Source organism: Algoriphagus halophilus (assembly GCF_900129785.1).
GTDB classification, from domain to species: Bacteria; Bacteroidota; Bacteroidia; order Cytophagales; family Cyclobacteriaceae; genus Algoriphagus; species Algoriphagus halophilus.
In genome coordinates, this window is record NZ_FSRC01000002.1 from 950,493 (window position 1) to 975,783 (window position 25,291).

21 protein-coding genes are annotated in these 25,291 nt (G+C 38.7%); 10 read left to right on the forward strand and 11 right to left on the reverse strand.

Going from position 1 to position 25,291, the window contains the following annotated elements; translation table 11 throughout:
* The first annotated feature begins 3 nt into the window (after positions 1–3).
* From BUR11_RS15965 to BUR11_RS15990, 6 genes are all read left to right on the forward strand, one after another.
* On the forward strand, positions 4–1,482 hold the full coding sequence (locus tag BUR11_RS15965) for a phytoene desaturase family protein (protein ID WP_074225965.1): 1,479 nt from the start codon (positions 4–6) through the stop codon (positions 1,480–1,482).
* 25 nt (positions 1,483–1,507) lie between these two features.
* Complete coding sequence (locus tag BUR11_RS15970; protein WP_074226171.1) at positions 1,508–2,350, forward strand: phytoene/squalene synthase family protein; 843 nt, start codon at positions 1,508–1,510, stop codon at positions 2,348–2,350.
* Between the two features lies 1 nt (position 2,351).
* On the forward strand, positions 2,352–3,059 hold the full coding sequence (locus BUR11_RS15975) for a lycopene cyclase domain-containing protein (protein ID WP_074225966.1): 708 nt from the start codon (positions 2,352–2,354) through the stop codon (positions 3,057–3,059).
* Positions 3,060–3,065: 6 nt separating this feature from the next.
* Entirely contained in the window at positions 3,066–3,911 is an 846-nt protein-coding gene (locus tag BUR11_RS15980; protein WP_200800417.1) for a 4-hydroxy-3-methylbut-2-enyl diphosphate reductase, read from the forward strand.
* Between the two features lie 23 nt (positions 3,912–3,934).
* Positions 3,935–4,648 (forward strand): fatty acid desaturase, encoded by a 714-nt coding sequence (locus BUR11_RS15985; RefSeq protein ID WP_074225968.1) that lies wholly within the window; start codon positions 3,935–3,937, stop codon positions 4,646–4,648.
* A gap of 61 nt (positions 4,649–4,709) precedes the next feature.
* Positions 4,710–7,112, forward strand: a complete 2,403-nt coding sequence (locus BUR11_RS15990; protein ID WP_074225969.1) for a TonB-dependent receptor — start codon at positions 4,710–4,712, stop codon at positions 7,110–7,112.
* 4 nt (positions 7,113–7,116) lie between these two features.
* Here the strand turns inward: BUR11_RS15990 and BUR11_RS15995 are convergent, their stop codons facing one another.
* Genes BUR11_RS15995 through aqpZ form a run of 3 tightly spaced genes read right to left on the reverse strand, consistent with a single transcriptional unit; the run spans position 7,117 to position 8,806 of the window.
* Positions 7,117–7,569, reverse strand: a complete 453-nt coding sequence (locus BUR11_RS15995) for a DUF1905 domain-containing protein (RefSeq protein ID WP_074225970.1) — start codon at positions 7,567–7,569, stop codon at positions 7,117–7,119.
* A 42-nt stretch (positions 7,570–7,611) separates the two neighbouring features.
* A complete protein-coding gene (locus tag BUR11_RS16000; RefSeq protein WP_074225971.1) occupies positions 7,612–8,064 on the reverse strand; it encodes an outer membrane insertion C- signal in 453 nt (150 codons plus the stop codon).
* A gap of 58 nt (positions 8,065–8,122) precedes the next feature.
* Positions 8,123–8,806, reverse strand: a complete 684-nt coding sequence (gene aqpZ / locus BUR11_RS16005) for an aquaporin Z (protein ID WP_074225972.1) — start codon at positions 8,804–8,806, stop codon at positions 8,123–8,125.
* Positions 8,807–9,023: 217 nt separating this feature from the next.
* Here aqpZ and BUR11_RS16010 point away from each other — a divergent pair, with 217 nt between their 5' ends.
* A complete protein-coding gene (locus BUR11_RS16010) occupies positions 9,024–10,070 on the forward strand; it encodes a zinc-binding metallopeptidase family protein (RefSeq protein ID WP_074225973.1) in 1,047 nt (348 codons plus the stop codon).
* A 19-nt stretch (positions 10,071–10,089) separates the two neighbouring features.
* Here BUR11_RS16010 and BUR11_RS16015 read toward each other — a convergent pair whose 3' ends face one another.
* The 3 genes from BUR11_RS16015 to BUR11_RS16025 form a co-directional block, all read right to left on the reverse strand.
* Positions 10,090–11,421 carry a rhamnogalacturonidase gene (locus tag BUR11_RS16015; protein ID WP_074226172.1) on the reverse strand — a complete coding sequence of 444 codons (1,332 nt, stop codon included), beginning with the start codon at positions 11,419–11,421 and terminating at the stop codon, positions 10,090–10,092.
* Positions 11,422–11,524: 103 nt separating this feature from the next.
* Positions 11,525–12,850 (reverse strand): adenylate/guanylate cyclase domain-containing protein, encoded by a 1,326-nt coding sequence (locus BUR11_RS16020; protein WP_084561017.1) that lies wholly within the window; start codon positions 12,848–12,850, stop codon positions 11,525–11,527.
* A gap of 295 nt (positions 12,851–13,145) precedes the next feature.
* The gene (locus tag BUR11_RS16025) at positions 13,146–14,135 is read right to left on the reverse strand and encodes an amidohydrolase family protein (RefSeq protein WP_084561019.1); all 990 of its coding nucleotides are present in this window, start codon (positions 14,133–14,135) and stop codon (positions 13,146–13,148) included.
* Between the two features lie 164 nt (positions 14,136–14,299).
* Here BUR11_RS16025 and BUR11_RS16030 point away from each other — a divergent pair, with 164 nt between their 5' ends.
* On the forward strand, positions 14,300–14,599 hold the full coding sequence (locus BUR11_RS16030; RefSeq protein WP_074225975.1) for a Dabb family protein: 300 nt from the start codon (positions 14,300–14,302) through the stop codon (positions 14,597–14,599).
* A gap of 167 nt (positions 14,600–14,766) precedes the next feature.
* On the opposite strand, the gene BUR11_RS16035 is transcribed toward BUR11_RS16030, so the two are convergent.
* The 4 genes from BUR11_RS16035 to polA all read right to left on the reverse strand — a co-directional run bounded on the left by BUR11_RS16035 (position 14,767) and on the right by polA (position 22,412).
* Complete coding sequence (locus tag BUR11_RS16035; protein WP_074225976.1) at positions 14,767–15,912, reverse strand: YncE family protein; 1,146 nt, start codon at positions 15,910–15,912, stop codon at positions 14,767–14,769.
* A 14-nt stretch (positions 15,913–15,926) separates the two neighbouring features.
* The gene (locus BUR11_RS16040; protein ID WP_074225977.1) at positions 15,927–17,906 is read right to left on the reverse strand and encodes a hypothetical protein; all 1,980 of its coding nucleotides are present in this window, start codon (positions 17,904–17,906) and stop codon (positions 15,927–15,929) included.
* 156 nt (positions 17,907–18,062) lie between these two features.
* On the reverse strand, positions 18,063–19,436 hold the full coding sequence (radA, locus tag BUR11_RS16045; RefSeq protein WP_074225978.1) for a DNA repair protein RadA: 1,374 nt from the start codon (positions 19,434–19,436) through the stop codon (positions 18,063–18,065).
* A gap of 150 nt (positions 19,437–19,586) precedes the next feature.
* Entirely contained in the window at positions 19,587–22,412 is a 2,826-nt protein-coding gene (polA, locus tag BUR11_RS16050) for a DNA polymerase I (protein ID WP_074225979.1), read from the reverse strand.
* Between the two features lie 159 nt (positions 22,413–22,571).
* On the opposite strand from polA, the gene BUR11_RS16055 reads away from it, so the two are divergent.
* A complete protein-coding gene (locus tag BUR11_RS16055; protein ID WP_074225980.1) occupies positions 22,572–22,886 on the forward strand; it encodes a hypothetical protein in 315 nt (104 codons plus the stop codon).
* A gap of 174 nt (positions 22,887–23,060) precedes the next feature.
* On the opposite strand, the gene BUR11_RS16060 is transcribed toward BUR11_RS16055, so the two are convergent.
* Entirely contained in the window at positions 23,061–23,501 is a 441-nt protein-coding gene (locus BUR11_RS16060; RefSeq protein ID WP_074225981.1) for a hypothetical protein, read from the reverse strand.
* Between the two features lie 74 nt (positions 23,502–23,575).
* Here BUR11_RS16060 and BUR11_RS16065 point away from each other — a divergent pair, with 74 nt between their 5' ends.
* A complete protein-coding gene (locus BUR11_RS16065) occupies positions 23,576–25,255 on the forward strand; it encodes an amidase (RefSeq protein ID WP_074225982.1) in 1,680 nt (559 codons plus the stop codon).
* The last annotated feature ends 36 nt before the right edge of the window (positions 25,256–25,291 follow it).

Genomic DNA, 25,291 nt, shown 5'->3' on the forward strand with positions numbered 1-25,291 from the left:
TCTATGTCTCATAAACATGCGGTAGTAATCGGTTCAGGTTTTGCTGGACTTTCGGCAGCTACGCATTTAGCAGTAAATAATTATCAGGTTACAATACTAGAGAAAAATGATTCCCCCGGTGGAAGAGCTAGAAAGTTCGAACACCAGGGGTTTGTTTTTGATATGGGGCCAAGCTGGTATTGGATGCCTGATGTATTTGAAAAGTATTTCGGTGATTTTGGAAAAAGTCCATCGGATTATTATGACCTCATTCGACTCGACCCTTCCTATGCAGTGATTTATGGTGAACAGGATGTGCTGGACATTCCAGCAAATCTAGATTCATTTAAAGAAATGCTTGAAAAAATTGAACCTGGAGCAGCTGTTCAATTGGATAAATTTTTGGAGCAGGCTGCTTACAAGTATCAGGTAGGCATCCATGATTTAGTAACTAAGCCAAGTCGGTCTATATTTGAATTTACTTCTCCCTCCTTGCTTAAGGATATGCTCAGAATGGATATTTTCCAATCCATGTCCAAGCATGTTCGTAAATTCTTCAAATCTGACAAGATTATTCGCTTGATGGAATTTCCAGTCTTGTTTCTAGGTGAAACTGCCGAAAATATACCGGCTTTATACAGTTTGATGAATTATGCAGATATCGCTTTAGGTACTTGGTACCCCAAAAAAGGCATGCATGAAATAATCAAAGGAATGGTCAGTCTGGCTGAAGAAAAGGGGGTTAAAATCTGTTACGGTTCTGAAGTGGAGGAAATTGAGATTGAAGATGGAATAGCAAAGCGGATCCGATTGATATCTGGAGAGAAAATTTCTGCAGATGTGGTTGTTGCAGGGGCAGACTATCATCATGTGGATAAGCATTTAGTTAATCCGAAATACAGCAACTATTCAGAAGAGTATTGGGATAAGCGTGTGATGGCTCCTTCTAGTTTGTTGTTTTATTTGGGTATTGATAAGCGTTTGGAAAACCTTCGTCATCATAATTTATTTTTTGATGAACCGCTTGGTCCTCATGCCGATGCCATTTATACGCATCCAAGATGGCCAGAAAAACCGCTTTTTTATGCTTCAGTACCGTCTATTACTGATAGGACAGTGGCACCAGAAGGAATGGAAAATATGTTTTTATTGATTCCATTAGCTCCCGATTTAGATGACTCTGAAGAAATCAGAGAAAAATATTACAATATCATCATGGACAGGTTAGAAAGGATTTCTGGACAGGAAATTAGATCTCATGTGATTTTCAAAAGGTCCTATGCCCATCGTGATTTCAAAAATGATTACCATGCCTTCAAGGGCAATGCCTATGGTTTGGCCAATACGCTCACTCAAACTGCCATTTTAAAGCCCTCGCTTAAAAACAAAAAAGTTTCAAACTTGTATTATACGGGGCAGCTAACTGTGCCAGGTCCTGGAGTTCCTCCTTCCTTAATTTCGGGCAAAGTCGTTGCAAATGAGGTGATCAAAGAAAATAATTAATGAATTATTGATATATTAATATATGATGAACCCAAGAGATCTATTCGATCAGACAACTTTTGAGTGTAGCAAGCTAATCACGCAACGATATAGCACCAGTTTCACGTTGGGTATCAAAACTTTGGATCAAAAATTCCATTTGCCAGTTTATGCGATTTATGGATTTGTCCGATATGCGGATGAAATTGTGGATACATTTCATGATCAAGATAAGGAGAAATTGTTGGCAAGGTTTAAGAAAGATACCTATGAAGCGATAGAAACAGGGATTTCATTAAATCCTGTGCTTCACGCTTTTCAATTGGTTGTCAATAAATATCATATTGATCAAGAATTAATAGAAGCCTTTCTCCATAGCATGGAAATGGATTTGGATTTTAAGACGTATGATGATTCCAAGTACAATGAATATATCTATGGTTCAGCCGAGGTAGTAGGACTCATGTGTTTGAAGGTCTTTTGTGAAGGGGATGAGGCTGAATATGAAAAGTTGAAAGTTCCTGCTTGTAAACTAGGAGCTGCTTTCCAGAAAGTAAATTTCCTGAGAGATATTAAAAGTGATTATGAAGAGCGAGGAAGAGTATACTTCCCCGGAGTTGAGTTCACTCATTTTGATAAAATTGTTAAAAAACAAATTGAAGAAGACATCCAGCAGGATTTTGATGATTCACTGATTGGAATTGAACAACTACCAATTGGTGCAAAGCTAGGCGTGAAAGTAGCCTATCTCTATTATCAAAAGCTGTTTGATAAGATCAAAGGGTTGCCAGCTGAAACCATCACCCAGACCAGAATAAGGATTCCGAATTCCAAAAAACTCTCCTTGTTAATCGGTACTTATTTTGTGAATAAGTTAGGTATTACTTGATATGGAAAAGTATTTATACTTGGGTGTTAATCTCTTTACCATTTCCTTTCCTTTGGTAAGGTCATTTGAGCAAAAGATTCAATATTTCAAAAATTGGAAATTCTTGTTTCCTGCGATCTTCCTTACGGGTACTTTCTTTTTGATTTGGGATCATTGGTTTACCAAATTGGGTGTTTGGGAGTTTAACCCAACCTATATTTTGGGGATTTACTTTTTTGATTTACCATTGGAAGAATGGCTGTTTTTTTTGACAGTACCATTTGCCTGTGTGTTTATTTATGAAGTATTGAATTATTTTTTTCCTGCAGACCCTTTGAAGGATTTTGGGAAGCCTTTTGTCTATATAATGGTTCCATTTCTTATTGGTTTGGGATTCATGCATTTGGATAAGTTATATACATCCATTAATTTCTTCATCGGAGCGGGCGCATTAATTGCTCATTTTCTGGTATTTAATGATAAATATTTGGGTAAATTCTTATTTACCTACTTAGTACATCTTATTCCTCTATTCCTATGCAATGGCATATTGACTGGAGGACTTACTGAGGAACCTGTAGTAATTTATAATAATGCAGAAAATCTAGGGATTAGAATATGGACGGTACCTGTAGAAGATACCATCTATTCGATGACCTTATTATTGATGAATATCTCTTTTTATGAAAGATTTAGGAATCAACAAACATTTCAATCTATTGAAAGTTAATAGGCTATGATGCAACTTGAAGTACATATAGATGATCATTCGGGCTTTTGCTTTGGGGTGGTTTATGCTATTGAAATGGCAGAAGAAATCCTGGATGAACAAGGATATTTATATTGCTTAGGGGATATCGTGCATAATGATGAGGAGGTAAACCGTCTGACTAAGAAAGGGTTGAAGATCATTAATCATGATGATCTGAAGGAATTGAGAGACCAGAAAGTGTTGATCAGGGCTCATGGAGAACCACCATCTACTTATCAATTGGCAATCAATAATAATCTGACTCTTATCGATGCTAGTTGTCCAGTGGTTTTGAAACTTCAGAATAGGATCAAAAATTCATTCGATAAGGATGAGACGATTTATATTTATGGAAAGCATGGGCATGCAGAAGTGATTGGGCTCTTGGGACAGACCAGTAATAAGGCGGTAGTTTTTCAGGATATCTCGGAATTAGATTTAGCAACTCTTCCTAAAAATATTACGCTATACAGCCAGACTACCAAAAGCACGGATAAATTTTACGAGATCAATGAGATACTAAAGCAGAATGGGATTTCTGTAAATACGAATGATACCATTTGTAGACAAGTATCAAATCGAGATAAGGAGTTGAGAGCTTTTGCAGATCGCTTTGATAAGATCATTTTTGTGAGTGGCACTAAATCCTCCAATGGCAAAGTGCTGTACAATGTCTGCAAAGAAAAAAATCCAAATACATTTTTTGTTTCCAATGCCGACCAGATTAAACCTGATTGGTTTAACCCCAATGAAACGGTTGGTATTTGTGGAGCGACTTCTACTCCGATGTGGTTAATGGAACAAGTTCGAGAGAAAATCTTGACTTTCTGATTTAACTCAACTTGCTTGCAGGTATGATTGCAGGAAATCAAATTTTAGGAAACAAACATATAGACCCTACTGGGGTGTTGGTGGCTATCTTGATTATAGCTTGCTGGAGTACATCAATGGTCTTTTTACTTCAGTGGAACATTAATTGGTCTAATCCTCTTACCTATCTTTTTGTATTGATCCAAATGCACTTGTATACAGGGTTGTTTATTACTGCACATGACGCCATGCATGGATTGGTTTCATCCAATAAAATTGTAAACAATGTAATAGGCGTATTTGCAGCCCTTCTTTTTTCGTACAATTTCTATTGGAAATTGTTTCCCAAACATCATGAACATCATCGGTTTGTGGCCACAGATCAAGATCCGGATTACCATCATTCTGATAATTTCTTTGTTTGGTATTTTAGCTTCATCAAACAGTATCTCAGCGTTTGGCAAATTCTCCTAATGGCTATCACCTTCAATATTTTAAAGCTATTTCTTCCTGTGGATAACTTGATAATATTCTGGATGCTTCCAGCTGTGTTATCCACATTTCAACTATTTTACTTCGGAACTTACCTTCCTCATCGTGGGGAAAGTGATAATAAACACCATTCCAACACACAGTCCAAAAATCACCTATGGGCTTTTATTTCATGCTATTTCTTTGGCTATCACTACGAGCATCATGATTCTCCAGGCACACCTTGGTGGAGGTTGTGGAGAAAAAAAGAAGAAATGGTAAAATAAAACCGCATTTAACTAAACTTTTTCTTCCTAAAACTATTTTGTTTTAGAACTACCCATCGCAATGAAAACTAGAGTACTGACATTTCTAATTGTATTAATATCTATTTCTGCATTTTCCCAAGGAGTGATTAGAGGACGGATTATCAATCCTTCCAATGGGGAGCCAGTGGCCTTTGCCAATGTTTTGGTATTGGAAACTGAGTACGGTGCAATTTCTGATGAGGAAGGCAACTACATTATCGAAAGCATTCCTCCAGGATTATATAATGTGCGCGCAAGTTTTGTAGGTTACAAGACTGAAACCAGGTATGAGGTTCGAGTTACTTTGGCTAAATCTGTGCAGTTGGATTTTGAATTGACAGAAGATGCCTCAGAGCTTGGAGAAGTTGTAGTAAGTTCTGAGTTTTCAAGATCTGAGGAAACACCCCTTTCCGTTAGGAAGCTAAATAGCAATGAAATAGAAAGGTACCCTGGTGGGAATAGAGATATTTCAAGAGTTATACAGGCCTTACCTGGAGTAGCAAGTACACCAAGTTTCCGAAATGATATTTTGATTCGTGGTGGAGCACCGAATGAAAACAAGTTTTTTGTGGATGAGATTGAAGTACCAGTAATTAACCATTTCTCTACTCAAGGTTCCTCGGGTGGACCTGTCGGCCTTTTGAATGTCAACCTAATAAAAAATGTAGATTTGATTGCTGGTGGATTTCCAGCTAATAGAATGGATGCCTTGAGTTCCTTCTTTGAAATTCAGTTGAAAGAAGGGAATAGGGAAAGTATGCAGACCCAATTGACTTTAGGAGCATCTGAGTTAACCCTTTCCAATGAAGGTCCGATTGGAGAAAAGACAACCTATCTAGTTTCTGCTAGAAGATCTTATTTACAGGGTTTGTTTAAAGTTTTGGGCTTGCCCTTTTTGCCCACGTTCAATGATTTTCAAGTGAAAACTACCACCAAACTGAATGATAAAACAGAGTTGACATTTATTGGAGTTGGTGCCATTGATCAATTTGAATTGAATCAGGATATTCCAGAAGATGAGAGTGAAGAAGAGTTGGAAAACCGCCTTTATTTATTGGATGTTTTGCCGGTTCAAAGCCAATGGAATTATACTACAGGGCTAAAATTAAAACGGTTCAGGGAGAATGGATTCTGGACATTCGTATTGAGTAGAAATATGCTGAATAATGAAGCTGAAAAGTACTTTCGAAATGAAGAAAGCTCTGAGTCCAATCTATTGTATCGATATATTTCCCAAGAATCAGAAAATAAATTCAGAGCAGAGAATAGTATTTTCGGAAATGGTTATACCCTGAAATATGGAATTAATTATGAGTATTCCAGGTATTACATTAAAAACTTTGACCGTGCCACTTTAGCGAATTCTTCAGAAGTGATTGATGTAGAATCAACTTCTAATTTCAATCAGTATGGAGCATTTATCTCTGGAACTAAATATTCTTCAGATGAACGACTCTTGGTTTCAGGTGGAATAAGAATAGATGGCTCCGATTTTGGAAAGACCGCGCAAAACCCTTTAAATCAGTTCAGCCCCAGAGTTTCTATTTCCTATCAGCTGAAGCCTAATTTATTTGCCACCGCCAATGCTGGTATATATTACCAGAAACCTCCGTATACAGTACTAGGATATAGAAACAATTCCGGCGAATTAGTCAATCAAAATACGGATGTAAGATTTATTCAAAATAACCAACTGATCGCAGGATTGGAGTTTTTGGCACCGCAACGAAATAGAAGGTTTACGATGGAGGCTTTTTACAAAAAATATAAGAACTATCCTTCTTCTATTCGAAATGGCATTGCTTTAGCAAATCTCGGTGCTGACTTTGGGGTGATAGGAAATGAGCCCGTAGAATCAAATGCAGAAGGAAGGGCATTTGGGTTGGAGTTTTTGGCACAGCAAAGGCTTTTTAATAATTTCTATGGGATAGCCTCTTTGACCTTGGTACGAAGTGAATTTACAAACCCAAATACGGAAGGATTTATACCTTCTTCCTGGGATAATAAAGTGATTTTGAGTTTAACCGCAGGCAAACGATTTAATAAAAATTGGGAGCTTGGCGGAAGGTGGAGATTTTTGGGCGGAACACCTTATACTCCTTACGATGTAGAAGAATCATCCTTGATCAGCAACTGGGATTTGAGAGGTCAACCTATTTTAGATTTCAATCAGATCAATACACAACGACTTTCTGCTTTCCATCAACTTGATTTGCGTGTTGATAAAAAGTATTATTTCCCAAAATGGAGTTTGAACTGGTATGTGGATATACAAAATGCATACAATTACGAGGCGGAACAACCTGATTTATTGGTACCTGTTCGTGATGAAAATGGGGATATAAAAGTTGATCCAAATGATCCTTCTCGCTATCAACTTAAATTCATTGAAAATACTGCGGGGACTATTCTTCCAACAGTTGGAATTATAGTTGAATTTTAAAGCTTCAACATAGCGAATTCAGAAGTTTGATGATTCGATTGGATTTAGCCTCCATATCATCTACAGCATAGATATAGCTGATCCAACTATTTTGCTCTTCTTTGGGTAGCTGATTGAATAAATCCAATTTTCCGGGGTCATCTTGGAGACATAAGATCAGTTCTTGGGGAGTGGTATTGGGAATTTCTTCTCTATACAACTTAATTGATACTTCATCCCCTTCTTCCTTTCCTAGGATTTTCCTTATGGGTTTGGCTACAGGTAAAAACACATAACCATTTCCCATGGGAAGGAGGTGTTTGCCTTCAAATGAATAATCATCAATAGATCCCGAGATTTTCATCATCCCGAAAGCCTTACCAGACTTGATTAAATCCCCTGGAAGTTTTATGAACGTCCATCCACCTTTCCCGCTAAACTTTTCTAAGAGATATGTTCCTTCAACAATCAATTCCATAAAAAAAGAGCAGGTTATTTACCTGCTCTAGTTATGTATATCTTATTCTACTTTTCCAAATCTCCATCGAATATTGAGACCAAAGACATCTGCAAAGAAATCTGTGTCTTCAATGATCCTAAACGTTGGTCTCCAGTCTGCACCTATCACAATTGGAACGTCTTCGAAAGCATATTCAATTCCTATTTCACCAGCCACCCCTAAAGAGAATGGATCATCGATGTACAAAGAAGGACCTACACCTAAATACCAATTGAAATCACTGGTACTCACTGGTCTGTAAATGGGGTTCCACAATAGATCAATTCCAACACCCGAACCGAAACTTACATCACCATGGACACGGCTAAATTCACCAAGGGAGAATACTCCATCAATGGCCACATTGTTACCTCCAAATTGACCGAAGCGAATACCTAGTTCTTGAGCGTTACTTTCAAGAGATGCTGCCAGTCCAAAGAAAAGTACTAGCGTAAGAATTTTGAAATACTTCATGTTCTTTACATTTAAGGATAATATAAAATAGTCTACAAATATTTAAATTTTACTTGAATTATTCAGATGAAGAGAGAAATTTATAGGTAATTCCTGCTAAAAATGCCCCTAATACAGGAGCAACCCAAAATAGCCATAATTGTTTTAAAAAGATGCCTCCAGCAAAGATTGCTTGGCTCGTACTCCTGGCTGGATTGACAGAAGTGTTGGTAACAGGTATAGAAATCAAATGAATCAGAACTAAAGCCAATCCTATTGCGATACCACCAAATCCAGCAGGGGCTTTTCCGTGAGTAGCCCCCAAAATCACGATTAGGAAAAAGTAAGTCATGACTATCTCAGTAATCAAAGCAGAGCCCATCGAATAACCTCCTGGAGAAGCTTCTCCATATCCATTTGAAGCAAACCCTCCTAATTCCACACCTGCCTTTCCTGTAGCGATGGCATATAAAATAGCGGCACCGCATAAGCCTCCTAAGACTTGAGCGATAATGTAAGGAAGTAAATCCTTGCCCTCAAATCTACCTCCCGCCCATAAACCAATGGAGACTGCTGGGTTTAAATGACAGCCACTGATATGTCCAATCGCATAAGCCATGGTCAGGACAGTGAGTCCAAATGCCAATGCTACTCCTAAAAAACCTATTCCCAGTTCAGGGAAACCAGCCGCCAAAACGGCACTGCCACAGCCCCCAAGAACTAGCCAAAGGGTACCGATAAATTCTGCTATAAGCTTTTTCATATAAAAAATAGGTAAGATGTTAACTGACTTAAGGAAATTAAATAAATAATTTTAAAATCAAGTAAGTTTTCGCCCTGTAATTGTAGAATTAATAGAAAAAATAGTGACTTAAGGGGTTATTTGTAGTAAGGGTTTACTATTTGATATTGCATATTTGAACTAATCCGAACCTAAAGGATTTATATTCAGGACAAGCTTTAAAGAAAAAGGAGACTAGATGAAGATATTCGAATGTGAGAAGTGTTTTCAACCGCTTTATTTTGAAAATCAAAGCTGCGAGAAATGTGGACATTTGGCCGGATTCTCCACTTCTTTGTTGGATCTGAAAACATTCGAAAACGGATTGAACTCGTTGAAATCTGATGGAGATAATTCTGAATTTAAATTTTGTAGAAACAAAGAATTTGGAGTTTGTAATTGGCTGATTCCTGTAAGTGATCAGGAAGATTTTTGTGATGCCTGCAAACTCAATAGAACCATTCCAGATTTATCGGATGCAGAAAATTTCAAAAAGTGGCAGAAACTTGAAATCGCAAAACATAGGCTCATTTATCAATTGGTTAGGTTAGGGTTGAATCCACAATCTAAAACGGAAGACACCAATGGTCTAACTTTTGACTTTATTAACAACCACTATGGAATTGGTGAAAAGGCGATGACAGGACATGATAATGGGGTGATTACTATTCTACTTTCTGAAGCAGATGCTGTCCATCGAGAGCAAATGAAGAAAGAGTTCGAAGAACCTTATCGAACTTTGATAGGACATTTTAGGCACGAGGTAGGTCATTATTTTTGGGATCGTTTGGTATTTAATAATCCTACTACACTCCAGGAATTTAGAAACATCTTTGGGGATGAACGAGTGAATTATGCAGACTCCTTAAATAGCTACTATGTGAATGGCCCTCTCGTCAACTGGCAGCAAAACTTTATAAGTCAATATGCTACATCTCATCCATGGGAGGATTGGGCGGAGACATGGGCCCATTATCTTCATATCATGGATATGGCAGAGACCTCTTATTATTTTGGGATGAAAGTGGAGCCAAAACTCTACGAGAATACTTTAAATGGGTCTATAGGTTTTGACCCCTATGAGTGTACGGATTTTGAGAAAATTTTAAAAGACTGGGGTCCCATCTCTTTTGCAATCAATAGTCTAAACCGATCCATGGGGATGCCCGATATGTACCCTTTCGTGATTAGCCCAATAGTAAAAGCTAAAATGGACTTTATCCATCGATTGGTAAACAGGAGTTAATGGAAGGTGTGGCAAGAATTTAATCTAATGCTTTTCCATTTACGCGCACATTTTTTAAGTCAAACCCGGAGACGATGCTTGGATCGAAGGTGTCATTTTTTGCCTTGATTTTAAGATTCTCAAATTTAAATTCGGCTAGTCGATCATGTTCTGTAATCGCCACATCAAAAAAGATATCGCATTCCAAGTTGATGTTTTTCATGGTAATATGGTCCGAAAATGATTTTGGAACTTCTTTTCTTCCCTTTAGATCGAAAAATTGAGTCCATGGCTTCACATAAATCATGCTGTATGCCTGCCCGGTAATATTCTCTACTGTAATGAATTCATAGTGTTGAGGGGTGTCTGGACGCATTTTTAACCATAAAAGCCTTCGGGCATCCTGAATTTTTATATTCCTCATGATCACATTCTTATTATGAATGGATTCACTTCCATTGGTGAGGGCGGAATGGCAAAAGCCGAATTCGCTATCCTCGATTATAATGTGGGTGTTTTCTCCATTGTTTGGGTCTTCATCCGCCCAAGGCCCTTTTCCACCTTTTAAGGCAATGGCATCGTCATTTACGGCGAGGTAGCAGCCTTTGATAAGAACATTATTAACTACATCTAAGTCTATGGCATCCGTACTTGGCGCTTTGATGGGTTCATGAGGAGAGGTAATGGTGAGGTCTAAGATTTTAATATTGTTGCATTGGTAATAATGACTACTCCAAAAACCTGCATTGATCAATTTCACATCCTGTAACTGGACGTCATTACTTTTCCAAATAAATACTAATCTAGGCCTGGAAACTTCCAAATTGGTGCAATTAGGGTCTTCCTCTCTTCTTTTCCAGAATGCTTTCCAAAAGTTCAACCCGTTACCATTTATGGTTCCTTTACCTGTAATGGAGAATCCATCTACCTCATAAGCATTCACCAATGCAGCGAAATAGTCTAGATTTTGTCCTTCCATGCGGGATGGGATTTTTGGATAATTGGCAATGTCGTCAGAACCTTTCAATACGGCTCCTTCTTCTAGATGTAAGCGTGTGTTGGGCTTGAAAAATATAGCGCCGCTTAAAAATGTTCCTTTTGGAATGATAATAACTCCCCCTCCTGATTGACTTGCCTCGTCAATAATTCGCTGAATTTTTTGGGTTTGAAGGAGTGTGCTATCTGCTAATACTCCATGGGAAGTGATCCGATATTGTTTCCCTAAATCCTTTAATTCTAGTTTAGTATAATCATGAAACCAGGGAGAAATTTTCGAACCATCAGGCCAATAATCCTCATTTACAGCTGTCTGGGTAAAAGCGACCTGAGTACTTAAAATTAAGAATAAAAGAAGGGGATTGAGAATTTTCATCTTGGTAATAATAACAAATTCATGCCAGAACTGGGACGAATCGAATTTCAAATTATTCCATTTATTGGTCAAAGGGTATCCTTTGCTGTCCTGCAAATTCCCATTAAGACGGGGTTTCTTTTCCTTTCATGACCTCCATGACGAAATCTAGGGCTGAATTCCAAGCCGTCATACATTTTTCAGTATTGCTTTCTCCTAAGGTCTTATTGATGGTATAAAGCATAGCTTCCTTTACAACAGGGTAATGTGTCGCCTGCACTCCATATTTTACATGATTCTCACCCAATCGCTGCAAGCCTGTGACCAAGTGTTCTGGACGGGATAGGGAATATATGATGCCACCTAACATATGGGTCAAGAGACGACCTTGATCGGTCATATTATTTCTGAAAAGACTTTTGGCTTCTGGGTCGATTTCAAAAACTTTTTCATAGAATATGGAGGCAAACTCTTCAGGGTTTTCCATCATGATAGGAAGAGAGGCTTGAAGTTCTAATTGCATATCCATTTCCTTAAATCCCAATAATTCAAACAATTCGGCAGGTTCTTCTTTCCCTTTTAGCTCTTTCACGTACGTTTCCCCAATTTCAAGCGTGTCTTTGGGAATACTATTATAGACTGTTTTAGAAATGAGGATTTTGGATTGGGTAACTTTCGTTTGTTCCTGAATTCTACTAGCTACATTGACAGGGTCACCAATGACTGAAAATTGCTTATGGGTAGGATGTCCCAAATGTCCTATATAGGCTTTACCAAAATTGATTCCTATACCAGAATCTAATTTGATGTCCAAATCCTTTAATTCAGTGTTATTAAGATGTGTCAAGGCATAGTGCATCCCCAAACCGGCTCGGATGGCATCTTTACAAATTTTATCCCTTGTGCCTCCGGTGGTTCCAAAAACTCCAATTATTTCATCTCCTACATATTGGTATATGATTCCGTTATTCATCAGAATTGGGTCACCTAATGCCGTATAAAACTTATTGAGCAAGAAAGCGATGTCGTAATTCAGGTTATTGGAAGAGAGATTGGTATAATTTCTTAAATCACAAAAAAGGATCGCAATGGGTCTTTCTTCTGCTTTTCCTATGGGAGAGAGCTCTTTTTGCAATTGATTCACTTCACCCATAGACCAGATCAAGCGTTGTAAGGTTACGTCACCTTTTGGGTAGGATTGGCAGGCAAGTCGGATTGAAGGGTCCCATTTTCTTGCGTAAGAGGTTTCCTGTTCGAGCTGGTTTTTAGGATTTAAGTTATTGATTCCTTCCAGGATCCTGACTCTACAGGTGGTGCATCTTCCATGCCCTCCACATTCATGCAAATGGGTAATTTGATTAGCAATGGAAATATCCAACAAGGAATTCATATCATCGTCATTTTCCACCACACGATTTATTCCAGCATAGGTAATTTTCTGTTTCATCATTCTAAGAATTAGGTGAAAAATCGAATCAATGGATTCAGATTTCGCTTTAATGCTTATTTCGAGGTCTTTTGTTCATACTAAAAATTATGGCTCGCAATTATCTAAAAATTGAGATTAATTAGTTAGATGCCAATTGAAATCAAAAAAGCTATAAGGAATATCCACAAAAAAGAGCAAATTGTCAATTGAAAATGAGATAGTTATGCTTTCAAATGAAGCATACTTTCAATTCTCTCTATAAAAAAAGTAAAGGAGTGAACTTGGTCCACTCCTTTACTTCTAATGTTTTCTATGGTTATTCAAATTTTGAGGCATCTAAATTGAAGAACCTGACCGCATTGTTGAAGAAAATATCCCGTTTTTGATCATAGGATAGATAGGTAGCATTTTGGATTAAGCCAATGGATGTTTCCAACAGCTTGGGCCAAATCATCAGGTCTGTTCCGTACAAAATTCGTTTTCCAAAACCTGCTTGAACCAATCTCTTCAAATAGTCATGAATCTCATCTTGAGGATAGCTCCAGATTAAACCAGCCAAATCCACATAAACATAGGCATTGGCCCCCATCAAAGCGATCATTTCATCGATCATAGGGTATCCTGCATGCATGACCCAGATTTTTAATTTGGGATGTCTTGCGAGCATGTCTTCCAATAAGAAGGGATTTCCCATAGAGGCTCTATAAGAGGGGCTTGTGATATTTGCCATTCCATTTCCACCAGTTCCCATATGGATACCTACAGGAATACCCAGTTCTTCCGCTACTCCAAAATATTCATCCAAAGACATGTCACTCGGGGATTTACCTTGGTATTGAGGAGCAATCTCTCCCATGACTTTATAAAAACCGCCAGACAAGGAATCCCTGAATGCTTCCACACTCATATTCTGCCCAATTCCAATAGAAGGAATAATACGGTCAGGAGCTGCATTATACCAATTATGGATAATTTCCGCATCTCCACTGACAACCATCGTGACATTTAGCCGTTCAGTAGCAGATATAATGGCATCTTGCATTTCCTGATCAGATTTTGCAGCTTTCAATGGATCCACGCAATCATTATTTAAAAAAGAGGGGGCTGGTTGATTGGGCCCACTTCCAGGCATGGAGGTAAGGAACCAGGGACAGAGATCAGATGCGAATGCAGGGTTTACTTTTGAAGCATGCACATGCACATCGATTATTGGAGGCATTTTCTTTTCAGTTTGAGCTGAAATCTCAAAAGAAAATAGCGCAATCAGTGAGAAGAAGCCCGCTTTACGTAGTAATTTTAGGGTCATAATGGAAGTTGTATTGCGAAATGAAAATTAATTTTATATTGTTTCTTTATGACAAAATAGACTATTCTTTTTAGAATGAAAAATTAATTTTATAGGATAATGGCCTTAGTATTTATTTTCTGTGTATCATTATTGCCACACTTTTCATTTTAAATTCTTTTACTATGATCAATCACAGTGTTTTTTTTAAGTTAAAATACCCCAAGGGTTCTTCTGAAGAAAAGATATTTTTGAATGCAGCTTCAAAATTATCCACCATCTCAGTTGTAAAGAATTTTCTGGTATTGGATGAAACCAGTCCTAAAAATGAGTATGAATATGGCTTAAAAATGGAGTTTGAAAGCCAAGAAGCTTATGATGCTTACAATGACCATCCGCATCATTCCCTGTTTTTAAAAATGTATTGGGATGATTATGTGGATAAGTTTTTAGAGATTGATTATAAGGTGATAGATCTCCAATAAAAAAGGAAGAAACCAATTTGGAGTCTTCCTTTTTTGTTACGAACTAAAATATCAGTTAATAGTAGAAGTTAATTATTAGTATTCATAAAATTTGATCCTTTAAAAATGAGTTGAAGCTTTCGTTTTCAAAGCATTACTTCTTTTGAAAATCAGGTTCAACAATCCTTTTATTCCATTTTCCAAAAGATAATACCACCTGCTTGTTTTCCCATATCTACTGAAGCCACTTTTTTGGCATTTTTGATATCGATCACATCCATGGTCCCCGGCTCACCGCCGATCCCTTCCACAGAAATAAAAGCATATTTGCTATCAGGAGAAATGCTTACACCATGGGAAACCATCCTCGTATTTTTGACACGAGGAAGTTCTTTCTTCTTTTTTAAATCCCAAATCCCAGTTTCACCACTTCCTTTGTAGGTGGCTACCAAATACTTCCCATCTGGAGAAATGTCCAGATTATAGGGTGCTTTTCCAGTTTTGAATCTGTCTGTGATTTCCCACTTTTCTAGATCTACTTCCAGAATTTCATCGGACCCGTTACCCGCAACATACACTTTCCCATTTGTAGGATGAGGCATTGCCCAAGTGGGCTTCGTAGCACTATGATACATCGGAGTACTCATCGATGTATGCCCCATTTTTGAGTGATCCATCATGCTGTGGTCCATTCCTCCCATGGCAGGCTGTTCCTCTTCTACTCCATCAAGATTTAATTTTCTATTTACTTTCAATTTGGTTGTTGAAATCTCAAATAATTCACCAGACATCATTCCCACCGAATAATGATACATGCCGTCAGCAGAGATTCTAGAGCCATGAGGCATTACACCCGTTTCAATTTTTTCAATTTCAATCATCTCCTCGGGGTCTACGACGGAAACGGTACTAGGAACCATATCACCATGTAGGTTAAAATTCACGCAATACAAAAGCCCTGTTGCTTTGGATACTTGAAGTGAGGCAGGGAATAAGCCAAGCATCACGGTGTCAACGACCTCATTGGTAGCAGTAGAGTATTTGTACAAAGTGCCATAAGGATTGCCATGGGCAAGCGACAAATACCAATATTTACCATCCGGGCTAACATTTATTCCATGAGGGCCTTCTATTTCGGCTGGCCAAACTCCTACGGGAATCGTCTCTTCAATAGTGGCATTTTCTCCATCAAATTTTACCAAAGCCACCTCATCCTCAGATTCTGCTGTGACATAGATATAATAGTCTTGAGCCTGAGCTACCAGACTGAATAACCCTGAGGCTATTGTGAATAGGAAAGCTTTATTGAAGACTGATTTTAGAATCTTGCTCATAAATGACTTGTCAATTATTTGTTCTCAATGGTAGCATTTTTTGGAACTACCGGCTGTAGTTTCGCAGACCATAATCCACTGTTCCAGTCAGAGTAGAAAATATGACCCTTATGCGGTTGTGCTCCCCAGGTAAAAGGCGCATTGGCAATGTATCCATCTGGATCTTCTGGGACAATCCAGGCGATTTCTCTTCCCTGACGATTTAGATCACCTAATAATTCACCGCTAAGATCAACCACTCTTACTCCAGCATTATAGAATGCTGCATATAAAATATCGTCTTCAATCCAGAAGTTGTGGGATCCTGCAAAAGGAACTTGGAACCAAGCAACCTCTTTTGGGTTTTTTAGATCTGTGAAATCAATAATGTGAAGAAAGCCAGCTGCTCTTGCAGGTTTACGACCGTCAGGATCCAAACCATATGGGAATTCTTCGTCTCCCAGTATTACATAAAATTTTCCGGTCTTTTCATCCTTGTAAGGGAAAGCAGCATGATTGGATCCACTTGGATAAGCATAGCTTGCAAATTGTACCGGGTTAGAAGGTGTACCTCCTGCAATACCATTTCCAACGTCCACTAATTGTACCCCATCGGACCAATTGGAAGAATAGGCAATCCCATCATGCACCCAAACATCATGAATGGAATGACCAGGGGTATCTAACTCAAATTCTCCCACTATTCTAGGTTTGCTAGGGTCTTCAATGTTGATAGAGTAATATTTTCTACCTGCGCTTAACGCATAGACATGATTTTTGTAAATAAATACATTGTGTACCCCGCCTGTTAGGTTCTCCGAAAATTCAGAAATGATACTGACATCCCTTGGGTTACTTACATCAATAATAACCAATCCGTTTTTCCTATTAGAGGCACCTTCTCTGGATATTACAGCCACTTTTCCATCTTCTGATACTTTTACATCATTGACAGTACGGGCATCCACTTTTACAGAATCTATCAATTGGATACCTGCAGGATCTGTTACATCCCAAAAATAAGCTGTTCCGTCTGCTCCCCATGTACCTGTTACCGCATAATCTTTTCCATCTATTCCTTCCCATACCCACAAATCGGAAGTATGCTTGTTGTTCACCGAGCCTTGACCGATTAAGTCAATCTTTCGTGTGATGTTTCTTTCATTGGCTTGTACGGTAATAGATGCCGCTGCTGGTCCAGAAGTAGCATTCAATACATATAAACCTGGTTCATCTGCCACAAATTTTCCTTCTTTTGTCATTAAACCTGATGGGGCAGCAGATACATCAAAAGATTCTCCAGTAAAAGAATAATTGATGGGGGCGTCACTTATTTCATTACCGTCTTTATCTAAGGCCAATGCATTTAGAGTAAATACATCTCCAGATCGTCCTTCTACTTTATCGGATTTCAAAAGGATTTTAGCAATTGGGTTCTCGATCACATTGATTTCCAAGGTTTCATTTACTCCATCCACCGTTGCTGTCACTTGAGCCTTTCCAGCTTTTTTAGGAATCAATTTGGTAAAAGGAGCTACTGATACAATGTCTTCGTCAGAGGATGTCAAGGTGATGACTTTTTCAGGTCTTTCAAATCCAGCTTCATCTGTTACAGTCAATTCTAATGGAACCGTGATTCCGGAATAGATTTTCTCTGGAATGGTTCCAAAATCCACTTTTGATATGGCAGCTGGTTCAATAGTGACCTTAATATTAGATCTTAATTGCGGGTTCCCTGGGCTGATCACAATGACATCATACTCGCCATGTTTTACAGCAGTTGCCATTCCTGTACTATCCACCACAGAAAGGGCTCTTCGGTTTCTGGAATAAAAAATAAAATCACGATCGGCAACTTTATTCCCAGAGGCATCTACCACCGCTGCTTCTAATTGCAGGGTCTGGCCAATTTTCATGGAAACATTCTCATCACCGACTTTGATGGATAGGTCTTGCGCCTGCAAAAAATTTACAGTGAGCAAGAGGGTAAAAACAGAATAAATGAACTTTTTCATAGGTTGGATTTAAAATGGATTCTGAATTTACGGAATCCTAAAGTCCAAACCATAGAAAATAGGGCAATTTTCAGGGATAGAGCGTTTTTACTTCATTGTTTTTTTCAATTCAAAACAATTTAGAAATAAGTTTTGTGCTTTATTTCACTTCCTAAATCAAAAAATCTTCTGATACACTTCTTCCAGTTTGCTGACTGCCAAAACCTCAATCTTATATTTTTTTAGATCTAGGCCTTTGACTGCATATTTGGATACAATGATTTTTTTGAAGCCCAGCTTTTCTGCTTCTGCAATTCGGTTTTCGATCCGGTGTACCGCCCGGATTTCTCCTCCTAAACCCACTTCCCCAGCGAAACAAATATGTTCGGAGACTGGAGTGTCTTCATAACTTGAAATTAAGCTTGCACAAACCGCTAAGTCCAAAGCAGGATCATCTACCCGAAGCCCCCCTGCAACGTTCAGAAAAACATCTTGCTGCCCTAGCCTCATACCTCCTCTTTTCTCCAATACTGCCAATAGCATATTCAAGCGCTTTGCATCATGACCAGTACTACTTCGTTGCGGAGTTCCGTAGGTAGCAGGACTGACCAAGGATTGGATTTCTATCAGCAAAGGTCGATTCCCCTCCATCATGGCTCCAATTGCAACCCCATTCAAAACCTCTTCACGCTGCGTCAAGAGGATTTCAGAAGGGTTCGCTACAGGACGAAGACCCTCTACCCGCATTTCATAAATACCCAACTCATGGGTGGAACCAAATCGGTTCTTGCTGGTTCGAAGAATCCTATAGCTCATATGCCGATCGCCTTCAAATTGAAGTACTGTATCAACCATATGTTCCAATACTTTAGGACCAGCTATTGAACCATCTTTCGTGATATGTCCGATCAGGAATACAGGAGTTCCGGTCTCCTTCGCAAATTTCATCAACTCCGCTGTACATTCACGGACTTGGGAGACGGATCCAGCCGCTGATTCAACATACTGAGAGTTTAAAGTTTGAATGGAGTCTATGACCAACAAATCAGGCTTAAGGACTTCGATTTGTTGAAAAATATGTTGGGTGTTGGTTTCAGAAAGCACATAACAATCAGGATTATGGGCTTCCATCCGATCTGCCCTCATTTTGATCTGCGCTTCACTTTCTTCTCCGGATACATACAAAATCTTTTTGCCTGCTAAGGTTAATGCGATTTGTAGCATTAAGGTGGATTTACCAATTCCGGGCTCTCCACCAATCAATACCAATGATCCTGGAACGATTCCCCCTCCAAGCACACGGTCCAATTCTGCATCTCCAGTGACATACCGAGGCATTTCTTCATAGTTTACCTCTTGGATTTTCTTGGGTGTATTAGCTTTCTTGTTGGTAGATCCGGCAGGTTTCCAATTCCCTTTACCTGATTCTTCCTTTTGGATTACTTCTTCTACGTAAGTGTTCCATTCACCACAGGCAGGGCATTTTCCTAACCACTTGGGACTTTGGGCACCACAGTTTTGACAGAAAAAGGAGGTTTTTATTTTGGCCATTAGATATTAGAAAATGCGAAACACTTAATTAGAAAGAAGGGTACGATATGGCTTAAGATCAATTAGATTTTAAATAGATAGGAAGATTGTATCCGTAAATGATAATAGTAGAATTAAACCATACCTCTGACATCCTAAATCTCAAATCAATTAATGGGCTTCCAGCCAATCGTTTCCGGTTCCTACTTCTACTTCTACAGGAACTGCCATTTTGATGGCGTTTGACATCAATCCCGGTACATGGGACTTTAAGATCTCTACTTCGTCTTTATGTGCGTCAAACACCAATTCATCATGAACCTGAAGGATCATTTTGGACTTTAGTTTTTCTTTTTTCATCCAACGGTGCACATCAATCATGGCAACTTTGATCAAATCAGCTGCAGAACCCTGTATCGGTGCGTTGATGGCATTTCGCTCAGCAAAACCCCTCATGGTGGCATTTCTGCTATTGATGTCCCTCAGGTATCTTCTACGCCCCAAAATGGTCTCCACATACTCATCTTTTCGGGCTTTTTCTATAGCTCCATCCATATATTCTTTGACGGCAGGGAACTCTTTAAAGTAGGCATCGATGATTTCTTTGGCTTCAGTTCGGGAAATAGAAAGTCGTTGAGAAAGTCCAAATGCAGAAATGCCATATATGATCCCAAAATTGGCAGTTTTGGCTTTTCTACGCATATCTGAAGTCACTTCTTCTAATGGCACTTGAAAAATTTTGGCTGCTGTAGTAGCATGAATATCTCTTCCGTTTTTAAAAGCCTCGATCATGGATTCATCTCCTGAGAAAGCGGCCATAATCCTTAATTCTATTTGTGAATAATCTGCTGCTAAAAGAATATGGTTTTCGTCTCGAGGTACAAATGCTTTTCGGATTTCTCTTCCTCGCTCGGTACGAATAGGAATATTTTGGAGATTTGGATTGATAGATGATAATCTTCCTGTTGCTGCTACAAATTGATTATAGGTAGTATGGATCTTTCCTGTTTTGGAATTGATCATGGTAGGCAAGGCATCCACATAGGTAGACTTCAATTTGACCATTTGCCTAAAATCCAAAATTGCACGGGCAATTTCATGTTCATTTGCCAATTTGCTCAGTACCTCCTCGCCAGTAGCATATTGGCCGGTTTTGGTCTTTTTCGCTTTAGGGTCCAGCTTGAGTTTCTCAAAAAGTACATCTCCTAATTGTTTTGGAGAAGCTAAATTGAATCGTACCCCGGCTATTTCATACACTCGATTTTCAATTTCCTTGCTTTCCTTTTCCAGTAACAAAGACATTTCTGCCAAACTTTTAGTATCAATTCTGACACCCTCAAACTCCATATCGGCAAGAACCTGGATTAAAGGATTTTCGACCTCATAAAACAGTTTTTCTAAATCACTTGATTTTAAAAGTGGATCTAGCTTTTCTTTGAGTTGTAGGGTAATATCAGCATCTTCTGAAGCATATTCTGTGACTTCATCCTCATCTACATCCCGCATATTTCCCTGATTTTTCCCCTTTTTACCAATGAGTTCAGTGATGGATACAGGTTTGTAATTCAAGTAATGTTCAGAAAGCCAGTCCATAGAATGCTTTCCTTCTGGTTCAATGAGATAATGAGCCAACATGGTATCGTAAAGACCTCCTTTGATTTCAATCTCATAATTTTTTAAGACCAAAAGATCATACTTTACGTTTTGTCCAATTTTCTGAATTTTTTCATTTTCAAAAACTGGTTTTAAAAGCTCCAAAATGGCTAGGGTTTCTGTTCTATCAGCAGGGCAAGGAATATAATAGGCTTCTCCTGGCAGGTAGGAAAATGAGATTCCAACCAACTCTGCTTCCATTGCATTGACAGAAGTAGTTTCCGTGTCAAAGCAGAGTTCCTCCTGAAGAAGGAGGTATGAAACCAGCTCTTGAATAGCTTCTTTTCCAGAAATTTTATGGTATTGGTGCGCAGTAGTATGAATGGTAGCCGCTTCCTGAACAGGCTCAGCGTTGACTGATTCTTCTTCAAATTCTATAGATGGCTTACTCGATTCGGCTGGACTTTCCCCAAATAAACCCAATTGGTCATTCTTCTTAATCGAGGCTTTCTTGCCAGATCCATCTTTGAAAATTCTACTGGCAAGAGTTCGGAATTCCAATTCCGAAAATAAAGCCCTTAGTTTTTCCTCATCGAAGCCATCGTATTGTAACTCTTCATCCACAAATGCCACTGGTACATCCACTTTGATGGTGGCGAGCTCTTTTGATAATAAGCCTTGCTGCGCAAAGTTGACTACGTTTTCTTTTTGCTTTCCTTTCAGGTCATCTGTATTCTTGATTAATTCTTCTACAGAACCATATTGCTTGAGAAGTTTGACGGCTGTTTTCTGCCCTATCCCCGGTATACCTGGGATGTTGTCCACAGCATCTCCCATCAAGCCTAAAATATCGACAACTTGATCCACCCGTTCGATGTCCCATTTTTCGCAAATCTGTTTTGGTCCCATGACTTCCACGCCATTTCCCATAAAAGCTGGTTTGTACAGAAATATATGTTCATCTACTAATTGACCATAATCTTTGTCAGGAGTCATCATATAAACCGTGAACTTTTCAGCTTCAGCTTGCTTTGCCAAGGTTCCGATAATGTCATCTGCTTCATATCCATCCATTTCAAGGATAGGGATATTAAATGCTTTTACGATTTCTTTTACCCACGGAATCGCAACACCTATATCTTCTGGTTGCTCCTGGCGGTTTGCTTTATAGGCTTCAAATTGCTCATGTCTGAAGGTTGGGGCATGAGTATCGAAGGCGACCCCAACGTGGGTAGGTTTTTCCTTATCAAGAACCTCAAGTAGGGTATTTGTAAAGCCAAGCATCACCCCTGTGTTCAAACCTTTACTATTGATTCTGGGATTTTTACTGAATGCAAAATGGGCCCTGTAGATCAGTGCCATGGCGTCCAGTAAAAAAAGCTTGTGTGCTTGTTTTTGAGGCATTATTAAATTATTTTGATTCGAATTAAGCTTAAGTTTTGTCTTTGTAAGTTAAGAAAAATAGATGTTGAAAAGCTTCTAAACTTTGGTTCAATATTATCTGGGACAAAAATTGGCGGCTTTATTGATATTTTCAGTACCTAACCTTAAACAATTTATTTTATGAAGAAGCTATTAGCAATTTTTGCCCTATTCCTTTCCATCCAATTCGTTCATGCTGAACCAGCCATTGAAAATGAATCGAAAAAAGGAAAAACAGAGTTAACGGAGGCTCAGAAAATAAGAGCTGCAGAAATGAAAGCTAGATTGAATGAGATCAAAGCAATGGACTTTAAGTCTATGAGTAAGGACGAAATCAAAGATATTCGAACTGAATTGAAGGAAATGAAAGCAGAAGCTAAAGCAGAAAAAAATGGTATTTTTCTTTCAGTAGGAGCAATCATCATCATCATTTTGCTTTTAATCCTTATCCTTTAATAGGCATAATAAATTCAAAAAAGGACTCGTTTACGAGTCCTTTTTTTTTGTTACTCGTCTTATGAATAGGAAAGTTCATGAAGATTCCTAAACAGATTATTCCTATCTAATTAGTATGGAGTAGGAGAGATATAGGAGATATCCATCTCCAATCGTTCATTTGGAGAAAAAGTGTTATCCTTTTTCCTTTTTCTCCAAGAAATTTTTTACCTGACAACCTCTTAGGAAGATCACAATCAAAGGAATGAGCCAAAGCAATTCATTGACAATCAAATGAAATCCACTTCGTTTGTTCCAAGTAATTTCCGGAAGAAAGCCTAGCGTAAACCAAATTGCTAAAATGAGCTTGCCTGTAATTCCAGCCAAAATCAAATACACCCAGCTTACAGGATAAAAAGCGCTGACGAAAATGATAATCCCCACCAGGATTCCAAAAGTCCCATAATAGTTTGCAGGAAGATTTTCTATGCCTTTGGTTCCCATCGCTAGCCAGTTGATTAGATCAGGTCCAAACCATTTGAAGAATGCTGACCAGGCGATGGTATACATTCCTGTAAGTAGCAGGATTCCTCTAAAGTACATGGGGAATACAGGAAATGGAGTTTGCTCATCCATGAGTGGTTTGATTTATTTTGGTTTATTGAAGATCTTGAATGAATTAATACCTTGATATTATACAAAACTATCCAATGAAAATTAATAATCGAATCCGAACTAAAGGTTTTCTGCTTATTCTAGGAGCAAGCACCTGTCTTGCTTTAGGTTTTACTTTAGGAAAAAGGGCTGGTGAAATCACTCCTGCAAGTATTGAGGAGGCTTCTAATTTAATTGGACTCTCCTTCAACGTATCAGAAAAAGATAGCATGATTTCTAATTTGAAGAATCAGCTATCCAATTATGAATCCTTACGCAAAGTAGACCTGGATAATTCTGTGGCACCTGCCCTTGTATTTAATCCGCTTCCCAAGGGTTTCAGTCCAGATTTGACCCAAAAATCCTATGATTGGGGGCTTCCAGCATCTGTCGATTTACCTGAAAAGGAATCGGATATCGCCTATTTACCTGTTCATGAATTGGCAGTTTTAATAAAATCTAGAAAAATCAGTAGTGAACGCCTTACGAAGATTTATCTGAACAGAATCAAAACTTACTCAGATACACTTCAATGCTTGATCACTTTAATGGAGGAAACTGCTTTGGAGAAGGCTCGGGCAATGGATCAAGAAATTCAATCCGGAAACTATAGGGGCCCTCTTCATGGAATTCCTTATGGTATCAAGGATTTACTTGCTGTAAAAGGAAGCAAAACCACTTGGGGAGCCATGCCTTATAAAGATCAGGTAATTGACCAAACTGCTACAGTTGTTCAAAAACTGAACGATGCCGGAGGGGTTTTGGTGGGTAAATTCACCTTAGGTGCCCTTGCAATGGGGGATGTTTGGTATGGAGGGAAGACTAAAAACCCTTGGAATTTGAATCAAGGATCCAGTGGTTCCTCGGCGGGATCTGCATCTGCTGTTAGTGCTGGTTTGGTACCTTTCGCAATAGGAACAGAGACTCTGGGTTCTATTGTTTCCCCTTCCACGAGAAATGGAGTTACTGGTTTAAGACCAACCTATGGAAGAGTCAGCAAAAATGGGGCGATGGCCTTGAGTTGGTCCATGGATAAAATTGGACCGATTTCTAGATCGGCATTGGATGACGGAATCGTACTTTCCATCATCAATGGCGCCGATGATCAAGATTCCAGTACTATTCCTGCCTCATTTAATTACGATTCCAAAAAATCAATAAAGGACCTGAAAATCGGTTATTTCAAACCTTATTTTGAAGGCGACCGGGTAAGTCAAAACGATCTCAATGTATTGGAATTATTAAAAAAAGAAGGGCTGGAATTACATCCTTTGGAATTGAAAACCACCATTGAGGCAGGTCCCATTGTCATGATGTTAATGGTGGAAGGGGCAGCTGCTTTTGATGAATTGACCCGATATGGATGGGATGATCAATTGGTTGCACAGCATAAGGGAGCCTGGCCTAATTCCTTCCGTGCAGCAAGGTTTATTCCTGCAGTGGAATATGTTCAGTTGAGTCGCCAGAGAACGGTATTAATCGAGGAAATGCATGAATTAATGAAAGACTATGATGTCATCATTACACCATCCTTTGCAGGGCCACAATTAAGAATTACGAATCTAACAGGGCATCCCGCACTTTGCCTACCTAATGGATTCAATGATTCAGGAAGCCCAACTTCCATTACCTTATTAGCAAATTTGTTTGAAGAAGAGAAATTGGTCCAGTTAGGGGATTTTATACAGAACCATTCGGATTGGCAGGCAAAAAGACCACCATTGTTTGACCAATAAATTTCCTTGAAAAAAGAAAGGCCTTTGAGATGTATA